The sequence below is a fragment of the Microcoleus sp. LAD1_D5 genome (assembly GCF_036702115.1).
In the GTDB taxonomy this organism is placed as follows: domain Bacteria; phylum Cyanobacteriota; class Cyanobacteriia; order Cyanobacteriales; family Microcoleaceae; genus Microcoleus.
On the sequence record NZ_JAUBSA010000019.1, the window covers coordinates 1,481 to 18,871 of the forward strand.

The following is a 17,391-nucleotide window of genomic DNA, read 5'->3' on the forward strand; positions in this document are numbered from 1 at the left end:
CGGAACCCTGATCGCCGTAGAGTGTGTCTCCATTGCGATCGCCAAACAGGCGATCGTTTTGTTTGCCGCCAAATACGACATCTTGGTCTTTGCCGCCGTAAACGATGTCGTTGCCCTTACCTGCTGCGATGAAGTCTCGCTGTTGGTCGGCGTAAACGATATCGCTGCCACCTTCACCTAATACTGTGTCGTCGCCACCCTTGGAGAGAAACAGTTCGTTAGTTTCGTTTCCTGTTAAATAATCGTTGCCCTCGGTCCCGATGCTGGTGTTTTGGATGTCGATGAGTTGGGCGGCGTTGGAGTCGAAGTTGAGTATTGCCGAAGGCTGGGGGGGGATAAATGTGATGAGAGGCTGCCCTTTCAAGGGGTCGCAACCGCAACTGGTATCCGGTTCGGGTACTCGGTTGAAGATGGGGGTTGGTTCTGGGGCTGGTTCCGGCGCTGGTGGTGTTGGTGGTGTTGGTGTTGGTGGTGTTGGTGTTGGTGGTGGTGGTTCCGGCGCGGGTGTTGGTTCTGGCGCGCGTGTGGGTGTTGGTTCTGGCGCGGGCGCGGGTGTTGGTTCCGGCGCGGGTATGGGCGTCGGGGCAGGTTCCGCTGCGGGTGTGGGTGTTGGTGCCGGCGCGGGCGCGGGTGTTGGTTCCGGCGCGGGTATGGGCGTCGGGGCAGGTTCCGCTGCGGGGGTCGGTGTTGGAGTTGGTGCCGATGTTGGTTCCGGCGCGGGTGTTGGAGTTGGTGCCGGTGTTGGTTCCGGCGCGGGGGTCGGTGTTGGAGTTGGTGCCGGTGTTGGTTCCGGCGCGGGGGTCGGTATCGGTATCGATTCCTTAAGGGGAATGAGAGAGACAGTGGCGACTGCCGCACTGGTGGCGCCGAGGTTATCTGTAGCGCTGTAGGTGAAGTTTGCCCCTGTGAAATTGCCGGACGCCTGGAAGAACAACTGGGTAATTTGCTCGGTTGTTAGGGTTTGACCAGCCGTGACCCGCACTCCCTGGCTGGGATCACCCAAGAACAGCGTGCCCTCATTGGCGGGCGGCAAGGTGTTTACGGTAAAGGAAACCACCGTCCCGTCTGGGTCGGTTCCTCCGATTCCGGGGATGTTCACAGTTGTTTCCAGCAACAAAGCGACGCTGGAGTTGTTGGCGACGGGTGGCTGGTCGGTGGGAGGTAATAGTGCTAGCAGGGAGGCTGTAGCGGGGGCTGGACTGAGGGCGCCGCGGCGGTCTGTGGCGCTGTAGGTAAAGTTGGTGGCGGCGAATTCGCTGGTTGCTTGGAAGAATAACTGGCTGATTTGAGTTGTTGTAAGTCTTTGGCCTGCCGTGACCGTGATTCCCTGGCTGGGATCGCCCAAGAAAAGGACGCCTTGATTTGCCGCCGGCAGGGTGTTGATAGTGAAGGATTCGATCGAGTCGTCGGGGTCTTTGGCCGTCAGCGCTGTGAGGTTGACGGTGCTGTTTGGCGCCAGGGTTTTGCTGAAGTTTGTGGGTACCGGCGGGTAGTTGAACGCCAGCGACACCAGAGAAACTGTGGCTGTAGGACTGCTGCCACCGAGATTGTCCTCGCTGCTGTAGGTAAAATTAGCTCCTGTGAAATTGCCGGCCGACTGGAAGAATAACTGCGTCATTTGCTCGGCTGTCAGGGTTTGACCTGCCGTGACGGCGACTCCCCCGGTTGCGGGGTCGCTCAAGAACAGGACGCCTTGATTTGTTGGCGGCAGGGTGCTGATGGTGAATGTAACCACTATGCCGTCTGAGTCTCTGCCTCCGAGCCCGCTAATTTGGACAACGCTGTTGGGCGCTAGCGCAGCGTTGCTGCTGTAGGCTGATGGAGGTTGGTTGGGTATGGGCTGCGCGCTAATAATAGCGGTGGTGACAGTGGCTCTGGACTCGGAACCGTTGTTATTGCTGGGTTCGGGGTCAAAAGTGGTCGATCGACTCTGGGAAGTATTGCTAATGGTGCCGGTCGCTGGAACGACTAATGTTACCTCGCGGTTGATGTTGCTGCCGCTAGTCAAACTGGGAATTGTTGGGAAGGTGACAACCCCTGTCACTGGGTCGTAAGTGCCGTTATCTGATGCGCTGACTCCCGTTAAACCGGGAATGATGCTGTCTATAATTACTAGGTTTTCAGCAGCATTCGGCCCATTGTTTGCGGTAGTTATAGTATAAGTCACGGAACTACCAGCAGGAGCAGATGTGAGACCGCTCTTGGACGTAACCAAGTCGGCGCGGGCTGCCTCGATCGAAGTGGTGACTCGCCCCCCCGCCTGACCGGACACTGCGACTGTCGAGCCGTCGTTGTTTGTTAAGTCCGGGTCTGGAGTGTCCGATCGACTCAAGACAATATTGGTGATGCTCGTCAGGGTAGTCGGCGGTACAAAGCTGATGGTGCGGCTCTGGTTGGTGCCGCTGGCTAAAGTCGCGATGACTGGGAACTCGATCGCTCCTGTGGCAGGATTGTAGGTTCCGCCGTCGGACACGCTGACATTAGTTAAGCCGGGAATCAAGCTGTCGGTGATGACTACGTTGGTCGCGGGACTCGGCCCGTTGTTGGTAGTAGTGATTGTATAAAGGAGCGTGTCGCCCGCCTTGAGGCTGGCTGGAGCCGTTTTTTGGGTGACAACATCGGCCACAGGATCGATCGAGGTGGTGACGGTGGCGTTGGGGTTTGTACCGTTGTTGTTGGCCGGAGTGGAGTCGGGAGTGATGGAGGTACTTCTGGCCGTGTTGCTGATGGAAGTTAGGGTGGGCGGTACTGTGAAGCCGATCGTCCGGGTGACAGTCTCCGCGTTGGCGATTGCCACGGGCGCGAAGGTGACAATGCCAGTCGCTGGATCGTAAACGCCACCGTTAGATGCCGTGACTCCAGTTAACCCCGGAACTATGCTGTCAGTGATGGTTACAGCTTCTGCAGGACTCGGGCCTAAGTTGATTGTGGCGATCGTATAGCTGACCGAGCTATCGGCGGTAGCACTCGTAGAGCCGGTTTTGGTGGTTGCCAGATCCGCGTTGGGCGCAATACTTGTCGTAACCGTAGAGTTAGTGAGAGTTCCGTCTTTGTTGGTTGTCGAGCCGTTGTTGTTGGTGGCGATCGGATCGAAAGTCGCCGCGCTACTCCGGGCTGTGTTGCTGATGGCGGTACGGGTGGCTGGGGCAATGAAACTGATGGTGCGGGTCGCAGTAGCCGAATTTGCCAGCGCTGTCAGTGCTGGGAAGGTGACAATGCCCGAAACTCGGTCGTAAGTGCCGCCGTCCGATACGCTGACTCCTGTTAAACCCGGAATAATGCTGTCAGTGATGGTCACATCGGCAGCGGGGTCTGGCCCTATGTTAGTCGTAGTCAATGTGTAGGCGACGCTTGACCCAGCCGAAGTAGTCACAGGGCCACTTTTGGTAGTAACTAAATCCGCGACTGTATCGACAACTGTGGTAAAGACTACACCAGGCCCCTCGATTTGCCCTGGCGCAAGCACACCGCTGTTGTTGCTGAGGTCGGGGTCGAAAGTCGAGCTAGTGCTGAATGCAACGTTGGCAAAACTGCTACCGCTGGTTAAACCGGGCGGCAAATCAATTGTCAGGGTGTAAGTCAGAGTCTCACCCGCATTGAGAACCGGAATTAACGGCCAGGTGACAGCCTTGGTTTGGTTCACGTAAGTGCCGTTGTTGGAGGCATTGAGAATCGGCGGCAATCCCCCCGGACGCAGCAGTTCTAAAGGTATTTCGTCTTGAATCAGAACATTTGTAGCAGGCGCTGGCCCCTTGTTTACAGTAGTAATCGTGTAGGTAATCCTGCCTTCGGACTTGACGAACTGCGGGCCGGTCTTGATAGTGGCAACCTCAGCGGCGATACTGGGAGGATTTATAGTTTCAACTACCAGGTTTTGAAGTTCGTGAATGTTGTTGGCGCTTCCTGTGGAACTGCCAAAACCAAATTTGAAAATTGGCGGTACTGGGCCATTTGCGGTTGCTAAGTTGGGGATGTCGATCAATGTAGTTTCGTAGATGTCGTCGAAATTTTCATCGAAGGCAACGGTGAGGCGAGAGGGATTCACCGGATCGTTAGATGGATTCAGTGTAATTTGAACGGATCTTTTGGCTAAATTGCGATCGAGCGTGAACGTATTGCTGAAGTTAAAACTGCTGCCCGGTTCAGGGCCACTAAAGTCAATGCTCGTAGGAATGTTATCGATGCCGAAGGGAACGATCGCATTTGTTAAAAACGGATAACCCTGTGCTTGATTTCCTCTAACAGTTACTGAATCAGGTCTGAAAGAACCAATAGAGGAGCCGGGAATCGAAGGAGGCTCCGGGCCGGAGCGCCCTTCTGTGGATGTTGAAAAATTGCCAAACTCGTCAAGCCCAATGCCTAAATAACCTCCCTCAATACCGGGTATATTTGTTCGTGGAGCGTAAGCCAGAGAACCACCATAACCCCCAGTCCTTGTTGGGCTAACAGTGCCGTCAATCAAGAAGAAACCCAGCCCGTCCCCTGGCTGAGGGCTAATAAAGGGGGCCGGAGGCTCAAATTGCCCGCTTGAACCGTAAGAATAAAAATCAAACTGGACTCTGAGACCGTCGGTTGAAGGAATGGGGTTGTTGTAGATGACGAAGGCTTCCCGAAGGTTTACTGCTGGAGTTAATAGCAGAGCGCCATCGCCGGGACTTGCACCGCCCAAAGCCGGAAGTACGCCGGATACTGTGCCTCCGGTAATGCCGGGGATAAGTTGATCGGCTGCGGTCACCCCACTGCTGGGATCGAACAGTGCCCCGTCGTTTCCCCCGTAAATCCAAGGCCCCCTAACTGTGGAGTTTTTGAAGGTTTCGTTAACTAATGTGCCGAGAGCGTAAGGGTAGGCTTCGAGCACTTCTTTTTCAATGGCGATTCTCGCCTTTATTTCCCCGATCGCAAATTTTAATTCCCAGTCGCCACCGAGTGCCGCACTCCCCGTCAAGTTGTCGGAAGCTGCAATATCTGCACCGGCAATAAAGCTCAGTCGCCGCACGAAGACCTCGCCGCTTTCCCCCGCTGCGATGCTGCACCCGAATAACAAGATATCTCCTCTCTCGCTGAGGGCTTTTCCCCACTGCTGTAACAAATGGCTGTAGGTTTGTAAGTTGTCGTTGCAGAGTTCGATCGACCCTAGCTGCACCGCCGCTTCTCGACCGTGAGAAACTATCTGAAGGCTGTCTAAATCGTTGTAATTAGCCAAAATTCTAGTAATTTGCTCGACTCCATCCCGCGTCGAGTCCAGTACAAATACCTCTGTATCGGCTGTTGCTCCTCTTGCCAAGCTGTCGCAGTTCTCTACTCTGGCATCGAGGAACAGTACATTTTTTATAGTCTGGGCGCCCACAGACTCGGTTGCTCGCAAAAATTCTCTGTGGGGATGCCCAATTCCCGTGCCACCACGAAGTTTTTGGGACAGGAAACACTCCTCTGTTTTTACTTGTTTTATTGGTTTTTTCTGATGATAAGTTGCTGTTGTTCGGCAGTGTGCGCCCGCAATCCTTGCGGGGGATTCACATATTTCTGGGGTGATAAAAATGGGTTTGTTGCAGATGCTTTGCATGGTCGAATTGGCTCACGGATTGTAGATGATGTACCCACTTCAAGATGATAAATATCACCTATTGACAAGGTTGAATTGCAGAGTAAGAGGCTCTGCTGCTTGATTTAGAGCAAGAGCAAAAAACGATTTTTACTCAGGAGAAAGCAGTGCTATATTGACCTTTCATAGCATTGCAAATATCACCGGCAGAAAAGCTGAGGATTTGGGGTTTAAATCCCCATAATCTCTCTATCGGGTGATATTTTGCCTTCGGCTTTTTTCTTTTCTGTTAGCGAGTGGATCTGTTACACGCTTATCTCTTACATCGCGCAGTAGATAATAATACGAGTTCTCAAAAATTTACTTGATGAGGTTTTCTGTACATCTTCTAAGGCATTTTATTTGCAGAGAAAATTAACTATTTCTAGACGTATAAACCAGGTTTGAGGGACGAAAAGACTTCTTTCCAGCCCTCGCTCCCGCTCAACAACTCGGTTTCTTTGGTTTTGGTGTGCAAGCCCTGTTCACAATAGCAACCAGACATTAATTAGGGAGTTATAGCCGTGACATAATTATGGCGGCCGTGCCCGAAGTGTTATTCAACTGAGATCTTGTACCATTCTCAATAACCCTTCTATGGGGGGGTTCTCCTGCCCCGCCCATAAGAAAATTCACTTGTTGTGGAACAGGCCGAAAAGCCTATTCTTGAGAATGGTGCAACATATGAGATTCAATTGAAATTGGCATACCCTGTATCGACGAAGCGTCTTAAAAATTCATGACTTGGAGTCTGGAGATAGCAATCTAGGTTTGAGACTGTTTCGCTACGATCGCAAAAACAGATTCGTGCAGCCCACAAGCAACTTCTCAAGTTGTCAACTTAGAGTCTTCGAGCGGGTTTCTGTTTAAGATAAATGCTCGGGACAATGTTTCGTGCAGAATTTTTCATGATGTTTTGGAGAAACTGATTGGGAGATTTGCGCCTCAGCTACTTACGATTTTTGTTGGCTACTTTTCTTAACTGTAGGAGTTACGCCCAGGAGACTAGAAACCCAATTTATTCCTAAATTTCTCGTCGCCCAACCAAGATTTATGGTCTAAACCTGGTTTCCGATCGTAAGTCCTCAACTAGAAAAACACCGATCGCAATTCCCCTGTTATGGCAACTGTAACCAAGCAATAATGCTCGATTAGGTTTTAATTGCTGAGTTGGGGCGTGGGTCGTCCCAAACAAGCTTCACCAATAATCATTACACGTAAGTACATACTAACTCATTGATTACTACATCCGCAAATAGACGTAGATACAATCACCAATATAAGCTATATCTTTTGATCCCGAACGTCAAGTGTTCTGGCTTGGTAGTACCGACAATCTTGACAGGGCCCAGAAGGATTGACAGCGCAGCGAATGTAATTAGAGCGGGCGTTATACTCGCAAGTGATATCGCCGATCGAATAACCGAGGCTTTGTATGTAAGTGCGATCGGCAGTTGGTAGTTGAGTTCGCATGGGTCTATTCGCTACCGCAAGTCTGGCCGCTGCAATTCTGTCGCGGGCTTGGCTCTGGGCAGAGCGCATCACCCACAAAGACAGTAGCGAGGGAGCTAAACCTATGAAAATAATCAGGAGAGCAGTTAGCACTTTTTCCGAGCTTATGTGGAGAATATTTGTTTTAATTTAGGCGATCGGCAACAAAAAATCCTCCTCGAAAAGACGGTTTTAAATAAGAAAAGTTCCCGATTAAGTCTCAAACTAGGCCGCCCGTGTGTTAAGCGTTAGCTGGGGAGTGAGGACGGCGATCGCGCGCAGCGCCAGGGTTCAACAAAGCCAGAAGTGCAGATATGATGTGATAGTATGTCAGGTCAATTACCAGCAATCAAATAGGTTTGTAGTGACGAATGCAAGTCCTGATAAAAATCAGAGGACTCGGATTCCTCACTACAAACGCGATATCGATTATTTTACAGGACTAGGGATGAGAAACCGGGTCTAGTTCAAAAACAACCAAGTCAGGACATGGGGCAGCTATTGTTTGAGAAACCCGGTTTCTCTCAAAAACTAAAACGGTTAAACCTTAGCAATATCCCCCGCTAAATCCATCAACGAACCCGCACCTTCCACCTTAGCAACATCTAACAAAGTCTTCAAAACCGAATCGGGATTCAAACTAATCGAATCAATTCCCAACTCAACCAAGAAACGAGCAAACTCAGGATAATCGCTGGGCGCTTGACCGCAAATCCCAATCTTGCGATCGTACTTCTTGGCGGCTTTAATCGCAATTGCTACCATTCGCTTGACAGCTTCATTCCGTTCGTCAAAAATGTGCGCGACTAAAGCAGAATCCCGGTCTAATCCTAATGTTAGCTGAGTTAAATCGTTAGAGCCGATCGAGAATCCGTCAAAAACTTGGGCAAATTCGTCAGCAAATATGACATTGCTCGGCAATTCGCACATCACATACACTTGCAAGCCGTTTTCGCCCTTGACTAAACCGTGTTTTGCCATCTCGGCCAACACTTTGCGCCCTTCTTCCGGGGTGCGACAAAACGGAATCATCGGAATCACATTTGTCAAGCCCATGTCGTCGCGAACTCGCTTTAATGCTTTGCATTCCAAAGCGTAAGCTTCGCGGTAATTCGGGTCGTAATAGCGAGAGGCACCGCGCCACCCGATCATTGGGTTTTCTTCCTTGGGTTCAAACTGCCGCCCCCCCAAAAGATTAGCATATTCGTTGCTCTTGAAATCGCTCATCCGCACGATGACTGGATTTGGATAAAATGCGGCGGCAATTGTGGCAATTCCGTGGGCGAGTTTGTCGGTGAAGAAATCGGGTTTGTGTTGGTAAAGTGCTGTGAGTTCGGCAATTTCTTCCTTGACTGATTCATCCACCAATTCGTCAAAGTGAATCAGTGCCAGCGGGTGTGCTTTAATGTGATTGGCAATGATGAATTCTAGCCGCGCTAAGCCTACGCCGTCGCAAGGAATGGCTGATAAACCAAAGGCTTCTTCTGGGTTCCCGACATTCATTAAAATTTGAGTGCGGGTGCGGGGTAAATTCTCGATCGCAGTTTCTTGAATTTCAAAAGGAAGCAAACCCGCATAAACTTTGCCTTCGTCTCCTTCCGAACAAGAAACAGTGATTTCTTGATGGTTTTTCAAGATTTGGGTGGCGTCGCCGGTGCCGACAATGGCGGGAATTCCCATTTCTCGGGCGATGATGGCGGCGTGACAAGTGCGGCCACCGGAATTGGTGACGATCGCACTTGCTTTTTTCATAATCGGTTCCCAATCGGGGTCTGTTTTGTTGGTAACTAAAACTTCTCCTGATTGAAATTCAGCGATTCTGTGAACATCTAAAATCACGCGGGCTTTGCCTTGTCCGATTGATTCGCCAACGGCGCGTCCTTTTGCTAAAACTGCACTGCTGCCTTGCAATTTGTAGTTTCGCAAAACTTTAGCAGACTTTTGAGATTGTACTGTTTCGGGTCGCGCTTGGACAATAAACAATTCGCCCGTATTGCCGTCTTTTGCCCACTCAATGTCCATCGGGGTATAAGTCCCGCGCACTTTAGAGTAGTGTTCTTCGATGATGACGGCCCATTTGGCTAGTTGCAGAATTTCATCATCTTGTATGGCAAATTTATTTTTTTCGGCTGCTATGACGGAGACGTTTTTGGTGTATTTAGAACCGCCGATATCGTACACCATTTTGAGTGTTTTGCTGCCGAGGCGTTTGTCTAAAATCGGGAGGAAACCTTGTTTTAATGTTGGTTTAAAGACGAAGTATTCGTCGGGGTTGACGGTGCCTTGGACGACGTTTTCGCCTAATCCGTAGGCGGCGGTGACTAATACGGCGTTTTTGAATCCGGTTTCGGTGTCGATGCTGAACATGACGCCGGAGGATGCTAAGTCCGATCGCACCATTTTTTGGACACCGACAGATAAGGCGACTTCAAAGTGGTCGAAACCCCGCTGTTGGCGGTAGGAAATCGCTCTGTCGGTGAATATGGAAGCAAAGCATTTGTGACAGCATTCGAGGACGCCAGCGCAAGCTTGGACGTTGAGGTAGGTTTCTTGCTGTCCCGCAAAACTGGCGTCTGGTAAGTCTTCGGCGGTGGCGGAGGAACGCACTGCTACGTCTGTACTGTCGCCGTAGCGATCGCACAATTTTTCGTAAGCATCCGCGATCGCCGCTTGGAGTTCTCGCGGAAATGGTGTGTCGAGAATCAGTGCCCGCGCTTGCTTGCCTTTTTGTCGCAGGTTCTGCAGATCTTCTACGTCTAAATCGGCAAAAATTTCGCGCAATTTAGCTTCTAAACCCGCCGACTCGATGAAGTAGCGGTAAGCGTGTGCTGTAGTTGCAAATCCGTTGGGAACTCTGACTCCTTGGGCGGTTAACTGTTGAATCATTTCGCCCAAAGAAGCATTTTTCCCGCCTACTAATGGGATGTCGGCGATGCCGACTTCATCAAATAATAATACTAAGGCTTTTTCTTTGGGAATTAAAACGGGTCTTGGTGCAATTTCTAATTTTTCGATCATTGCTTTTTTCCTCTAAACTTCATCTCAGTTATGTCAAAGGACAGTAAACAAAAGACGGTTTATTTTGAATTGTAATTTTGTTGCCAAAATTCTCTGATTTTTTCCTAGGCTGTATCAACCGAGTTTTCGATTGCCTCTATTTCAAGATTATCACTTTTTTGCTAAATAGCAAGGCCTGTGGAGATTTTTTATTTGATTGCAAAAAGTAAATAAATCGCAGTAATGAGTTTATTTAAGGTATTATAAAAGAAGTGGTAAAAATATGAATAGTGAAGATAGTTCGCACCGCTTTTTTTGGGTTGAGCGCTCATTGTTGTGGGGATATTGCTGGGATTGTGTTGCTAGGGCAATTGAAGGACAACAAAGGGTGGGGTTCGATCGCGCGATCGGCTGAACCTGCCCAAAAACAGATACTTACTTTCCGACAGTAGTCGTGAGTCGCCCAAAATTTTAGATTCTAGTTCAACCTCCCCGATTCATCTGTGGACTAAATCTAAAATCTAACATCTAAAATCTAACATCTAAAATCGACAGATCGGGGCGATCTCCCAAAAAACACAACACCAAGCAGCTTAGTTTCGTCATGAAACCGAGCTTCTAAAAACCCTAAAATTTTTGCCTCTGATTGCGTGGATCTACTTAGAGCAAAAACACAGTCGCATAGAGTGGATTGTAATTGTTGAACCACAGAGTTTTTAACTTGGAGTGGTGGGATTTGGGGCGAGGCAATTATTTATATGCTATAATAGTTAGCTCGACTGCCTTCTGACAAAAAACAAGGTATATGATATCAGTTTTGAGCCCAGCCGCAAAGCAAAACGGCTTTAAAGTTCTTCTGGTCGAAGACAATCAAGCAGAAGCCGAGCTGATCGAAGAATTATTATTAGAAACAAATGTCAGTAGAGCCGAACCCCAAAGGCTATCAGTAAGTTGTACAGACCGTCTCAGCAAAGCGCAGGAACTTTTGGTAGGCGAACATTTTGATGTGATTTTACTAGATCTTTCGCTGCCCGACAGCCAAGACTTAAGTACAATTGTCAAAATACAAGAATACAGCCTAAATACTCCGATTGTCGTACTGACTGCCCGCAACGATGAAGAACTCGCCGTGCAGTCAATCCAAGCAGGAGCTCAGGATTATCTAGTCAAGCGAAAAATCGACAGCGAAGTGTTAATTCGATCGCTCCGCTACGCAGTCGAGCGACAGCACAACCAAGAAGCTTTGCGAAAAAGCGAAGAAAAATATCGCTCGGTAGTCGAGAATTCTCTCGTCGGAATTGCCATTCTTGCTCCTCCGACTTGCCCCTCAGCACCAGAAAAATGCCAGTGGTTGGAAGTGAACGATGCTTTGTGTGATTTGCTGGGATACGCTCGCCAAGATTTTTTGCACGAGAATTGGGAACGGTGGGGTTTTCCTGAAGACTTGCAGGCTAGTTTAGAGCAGTTAAATAAAATTTTAGCAGGGGAGAGTGAAGGCTATGTTTTAGACCAACGGTGGCGCAAAAAAGATGGAGAAATAGTTTACACTCGAGTTTCCCTGCGCTGTATTCGCGGCCGGGACGGCTCGATAGAGCGGATGATAAAAGTAATCTTGGATGTCAGCGACCGCTACCGTTACGAACACAAATTAAAAACATCAGAAGAGTTTTTTAAGCACACGATTAATGCTACTCCCGACCCAATTTTTGTCAAAGACGAGCAGCATCGCTGGATCGTATTAAACGACGCTTTCTGCGATTTAATGGGAAAAACGCGACAAGAACTGATCGGTAAGTCGGGATACGAATTTTTGTCACGAGCAAAAGCCCAAAGGTTTCGGCAAAAAGACGAAGAGGTATTCAGAACTGGCATCGCTGAAGAAACGGAAGAAAAATTTACAGACACCACCGGTAACAAACGTATAATTTCGATCAAAAAAAGTGTCTTTCAAGCAACTAACAGCAGTAAAATGTTAGTGGGCACAATTCGAGATGTCACTGAGTACAAACGCCAACAATTAGCTTTAAAAGAGAGCGAAGCTAGGTTTCAAAAAATGGCATCTAACGTGCCAGGAATGATTTATCAGTTCCGGCTCGAACCGGGCGGCAGAAAATATTTTACTTACGTTTCTTCTGGCAGCAAAAACCTTTACCAATTAGAAGCGAAAGATATAGAAAAAAAGAAAAATTTTGCTTATGAAACAATTCATCCAGATGACCTCACAGGCTTTGAAAAATCGATCAAAATTTCAGCAACGACTCTGCAACCTTGGCAGCACCAGTGGCGGCAAATTATTCAGGGCAAAGTGAAGTGGCTGCAAGGTGCGTCGAAGCCAGAAAAGCAAGCCAACGGCGATATAGTGTGGGATGGCTTGGTGATGGATATCACCGAATTAAAACAAACCCAGCAAGACCGCGATCGATTTTTTAATATCTCGCTGGATTTACTTTGCATTGCAGGTTTTGACGGCTATTTCAGACGCTTAAACCCGGCTTGGTCTACTGTATTAGGTTACAGCAGCGATGAAATGTTAGCCCAACCTTGGGTCGAATTCGTGCATCCAGAAGACAGAAATACCTGTTTGAACCAATTAGAAGACCTCAAAAACGGCAGTTCAATTGTCAACGTAAAACTCCGCTATATTTGCCGAGATGGTAATTATAAATGGCTGTCGTGGACGGCCTCGCCGTTTGCAGAAGAAGGTTTGATTTATGCAGTTGCCCGCGACGTTACATTGAACAAGCAAGCTGAAGCTGAATTGCGTAAGAGCGAAGCCACCAATCGCGCTCTTTTAAATGCAATACCAGACATGATATTTCGCTGTCGGGCAGACGGCACGTTTGTAGACTTCAAACCAGCAAAAGATTTCCCGCATCTCCTACATCAAAAAAAAGTAATTGGCAAAAAAGCACAAGACATATTGCCGGCTGCTTTTGTTGAAAAAATCTTGTCTCGCAACCAACAAGCGATCGACACTGGCGAGATTCAAGTTGTAGAATATCAAATGCCAGTTAATGGTGAACTGTACGATTTTGAAGCGAGAATTGTCTTCTGCACGGAGGACGAAATTATCGCGATCGTCCGCGACATCACTCAACGCAAACGATCCGAGTCAAAACTCCACAGGCAAGCAGCAGCAATGGCCCAAGCTTCCGAAGGTATCGCCATATTCAGTGCCGACCATGAGGTGATTTATTGCAACGCAGCACGACTAAAAATCTACGGTTACGACTCTCTAGAAGAAATCTTAGATAAAAGTTGGAAAATATTCTACCAAGGTGCCGAACTGCAAAGGTTCGAGCAAGAAGTCCTGCCGACTTTAGTGAAGAAAGGTTCTTACAGCACCGAAGCAGTAGGATGCCGTCGCGACCGCTCGGAAGTCCCTATAGATGTCTCGCTGACAATGCTGCCCGAGGGGGAAATCATTTGCATTGTTCGCGATATTTCCCAAAGAAAAAAAACAGAAGCAGCACTGCGAGAAAGCCAGCGATTCATTCAACAAATTGCTGGGGCAAGTCCTAATATTTTGTATGTTTGTGACTTAATTGAAAAAAAAACCATCTATGGGAACGCTTCTATCTACCACATTCTTGGCTATACAGTAGAGGAGATTCAGGCAATGGGGCCCTGGATGATGTCAACTTTAATCCACCCCGAAAATTCAATCAAAATGCCTGATTATTTACAGCAAGTCGAAACAGGCAGCGAAGGGGATATATTTGAAATTGAATACAGAATTAGGCACAAGGATGGTTCTTGGCGCTGGATGGTTAGCCGAGATACTGTATTTGCGAAAACAGCAGACGGTAAGTTAAAACAAATTCTCGGCACGGCAACTGATATTACAGAAAGCAAGCAAGCCGAAGATGAAATAAAGCTGTTGCTGGCAGCAACTCAAGCAATTAGTCAGTCAGCCGATTTTCACAGCGCCCTCCCAGATATCCTGCGGTTGCTGTGCAATGCGATCGGCTGGAATTTTGCGGAAGCTTGGATACCGTCTGCTAACGGTACTTGTTTGGAACACAGCGAAACTTGGTACGCTAGCGATCGCGATTTAGATATGTTCGGCAACGAAAGTAAAAAAATTAGATTTGCCGCCGGAGTGGCAGTACCTGGACGGATTTGGTCAACCAGAAATGTAGAATGGATTGAAGATATTTCTGTAGCCAAGAATCATCTTTTTGCCCGATCGCAAATGGCGGCATCAGTGGGATTGAAAGGTTGTTTCGGAGTGCCAATTCACGCTAGCTCAAAGGTGCTGGCAGTTTTAGTATTCTGCAAGCGCGACCGCTCGATTATGGAACCGCGTATAGTAGAGTTGGTCAAGGCTGTAGCGACTCAGTTAGGCGATCATATTCAGCGCAAACAAGCCGAAGAAGAATTGCGTAAAAGTGAAGAACGCTGGCAGTTAGTTCTCAAAGGCAATCAAGACGGAATTTGGGATCTGAATCTTCAAACAAATGAAGCTTTTCGATCGGCCCGCTGGCACGAAATTATCGGTTACGGAGATGGCGAATTCGACAGCACCTACAGCGCATGGATCGATCGCATCCATCCAGACGATCGCTCACGAGTGCAAGCAGCGATCCAAGGTTATCTCGATCGCCAAACCCCCTATTACGCCGCCGAATACCGCTTGCAGTGCAAAGACGGTAGCTATAAGTGGGTGCTCGCCCGCGCTCAAGCAGTGTGGGACGAAGCCGGAAACCCTCTGCGGATGGTGGGTTCGATGACGGATATTAGCGATCGCAAAGCAGCAGAATTAGCTTTACGGCAGGTCACTCAAGCCGTCGAAAGTACCAGCGACGCGATCGTGATCGCCGACTTGAAAGGGCGGTCTATTTACCACAATCAAGCCTTCATGCAGCGCTACGGCTACACGGTGGAAGAACTTAACGATATTGGCGATATGGCCGCGCTTTACGTGCGGCATAAAAATTACAAACAAATCTATAAAAGCCTTCGCCAAGGTCGCTCGTGGTGCGGCGAAGTGACCATGCGAACTAAGAGCTACGAAGCAGTAACTGCTCTCGTGCGAGCCGACAGTATTCAAGATAGTAATGGTAATACCATCGGCTTAATTGGAGTAATTACTGACATCACAAAACGCAAAGAATCAGAAGTAATTTTGCGCCACAAGTTAAAGCGCGAACAGTTGGTAGTAGCCATGCTGGAACGCATTAGATCTTCTCTCAATCTCGAAGAAATTCTTACCAAAAGTGTCGAAGAAGTGCGGCATTTTTTGCAAGTAGACCGCACGGTTATTTACCAATTTAATCCTGATTGGAGTGGGTTGATCGCTGTCGAGTCTGTTGCCAAAAATGCCAGACCAATTGTAGGAATGGAAATTTATGACCCCTGTTTTGGGGCAGCCTACCTTCCTCTTTACCAAGAGGGCAGAATTAGAGCCATAGAAGATGTTCACAATGCCGGCCTCGCCGACTGCCACTTGGCTTTGTTGACGGGGCTCGATGTGAGAGCGAATCTGGTAGTGCCGATTTTGCAAGGCGAAAACTTGTGGGGGCTGTTAATTGCCCACCACTGCACGGGCCCGCGTCCCTGGCAGCAATTCGAGGGAGAGTGCCTAAAACAATTGGGGGTGCAGTTGGCGATCGCCATTCAGCAATCAATGCTATTTGAACAAGCACAAACCGAAATTGCCGATCGCAAACTTGCAGAAACCGCCCTGCAATTAGCTAAAGAAGCCGCCGAATCCGCCAACCGCGCTAAAAGCGACTTTCTCGCCAACATGAGCCACGAATTGCGGACGCCTTTGAACGGGATTTTGGGATACATTCAACTGCTCAAACTGGATAAAAATTTTACCGCCGAGCAGCAGGAAAGTCTCAACAACGTTCACCAGTGCGGCAACCACCTGCTGATGCTGATTAATGACGTTTTAGACCTCTCAAAAATCGAAGCAAGTAAAATGGATCTGTCGCTGACAAACGTGCATTTTTTTAGCTTTGTTAAAAGTATTATTGATTTGTTCCAGATGCGATCGGCTCAAAAAGGAATTGCCTTTAATTACGAGCAGGTGTCAGCGCTACCCGACGGCATTTTGGCTGACGAAAAAAGGTTGCGTCAAGTTTTGATTAATTTGCTCAGCAATGCCGTTAAGTTTACGAACAGTGGCAGCGTTACATTCAAAGTCGGTTATGCAGAAAATTTCCCCGATAATTATCCTCAAACCAACTGCGAAACTTCTAATTTGACAGCGGAAATTGCCACTCAAACGATCAATTTTACCGCGAATTTAGACGCGCAGCAAATGTCGATCCCGCCACTGGGAACAAAAGAAGCGCGCGAGGTGATAACAGCAGACAATACCGGCGATGGTGCCCCTACCCCTAAAATTCGCTTTCAAATCGAAGATACGGGCATTGGCATCGGGCAGAATAAATTAGAAGAAATATTTTTGCCTTTTCATCAAGTGGGCGATCATAGTAATTTCGTCGAAGGTACGGGACTGGGACTTTCCATCAGCCAAAAATTAGCCAAAATGATGGGCAGCCAAATTCGCGTCCAAAGTACCTCCGGCAAAGGCAGTATATTTTGGTTGGATCTAGACTTGCCCGCAGTCGCCCAGTCTTCTGAACTCCCCTCCCGGCAAGAAAAAAGGCGGCTTATCGGTTTTACCGGCCCCCAGCGGAAAGTGCTAATCGTGGACGATCACGAAGTAAATCGCGCCATGTTGCACAGACTACTTTTTCATTTAGGCTTTGAAATTGCACAAGCTACAGACGGCGAAGACTGCTTGCACAAAGCACAGGAATTTCTACCGGATATAATTTTAATGGATTTGCTGATGCCCGTAATGAACGGTTGGGAAGCTACCAGACGGCTGCGACAGTTGCCGGAATTAAAGGATACGGTTATCCTTGCTTTGTCCGCTAACGTTTACGAGACTACCAAGCAAGAGAGCATACTTGCAGGTTGCGATAATTTTCTCACCAAGCCGATTCAAACTAATGAGCTTTTAGAATTATTGCGCCTACATTTGAGACTAGAATGGGTTTACGAAGAAGGAGCACAAACCAAAAAGCGGACAGATCAAACTGCAAAAGCATCTTCTGAGATTGCTGCTGCTGACTCAAGGATGGTGTCTCCTGCCTCAGAGTCAGTCTTGGCGTTGTTAAGATTGGCTGCAATGGGCGATATTGAAGCTATTCTGGAAGAGACTGCTAAACTCGAAGCTTCTGACCCGAAATTAGTGCCTTTCGTTCATCACCTGCGCCAACTTGCTAAAGGATTTCAGCTCAAGCAAATTCGAGATTTTTTGAAGCAACATTTGTCCTAAAATTGACTGTAGCTAACACACA

At 48.4% G+C, this 17,391-nt stretch carries 5 protein-coding genes; 2 read left to right on the forward strand and 3 right to left on the reverse strand.

The annotated features are described in order from the left end of the window. The 3 genes from QUA70_RS10870 to ppsA form a co-directional block, all read right to left on the reverse strand. A partial coding sequence (locus tag QUA70_RS10870) for a DUF4347 domain-containing protein (protein ID WP_333347006.1) occupies nucleotides 1–5,563 on the reverse strand: 5,563 nt, incomplete at its 3' end. Nucleotides 5,564–6,865: 1,302 nt separating this feature from the next. Beyond that, nucleotides 6,866–7,186, reverse strand: a complete 321-nt coding sequence (locus QUA70_RS10875) for a DUF6464 family protein (RefSeq protein WP_333335489.1) — start codon at nucleotides 7,184–7,186, stop codon at nucleotides 6,866–6,868. Nucleotides 7,187–7,612: 426 nt separating this feature from the next. Beyond that, a complete protein-coding gene (ppsA, locus tag QUA70_RS10880) occupies nucleotides 7,613–10,090 on the reverse strand; it encodes a phosphoenolpyruvate synthase (RefSeq protein ID WP_333347003.1) in 2,478 nt (825 codons plus the stop codon). 262 nt (nucleotides 10,091–10,352) lie between these two features. Between ppsA and QUA70_RS10885 the strand changes: the two genes are divergently transcribed. Further along, on the forward strand, nucleotides 10,353–10,484 hold the full coding sequence (locus QUA70_RS10885; protein ID WP_333333224.1) for a hypothetical protein: 132 nt from the start codon (nucleotides 10,353–10,355) through the stop codon (nucleotides 10,482–10,484). Between the two features lie 390 nt (nucleotides 10,485–10,874). Then, entirely contained in the window at nucleotides 10,875–17,369 is a 6,495-nt protein-coding gene (locus tag QUA70_RS10890; RefSeq protein WP_333347000.1) for a PAS domain S-box protein, read from the forward strand. Nucleotides 17,370–17,391: the final 22 nt, after the last annotated feature.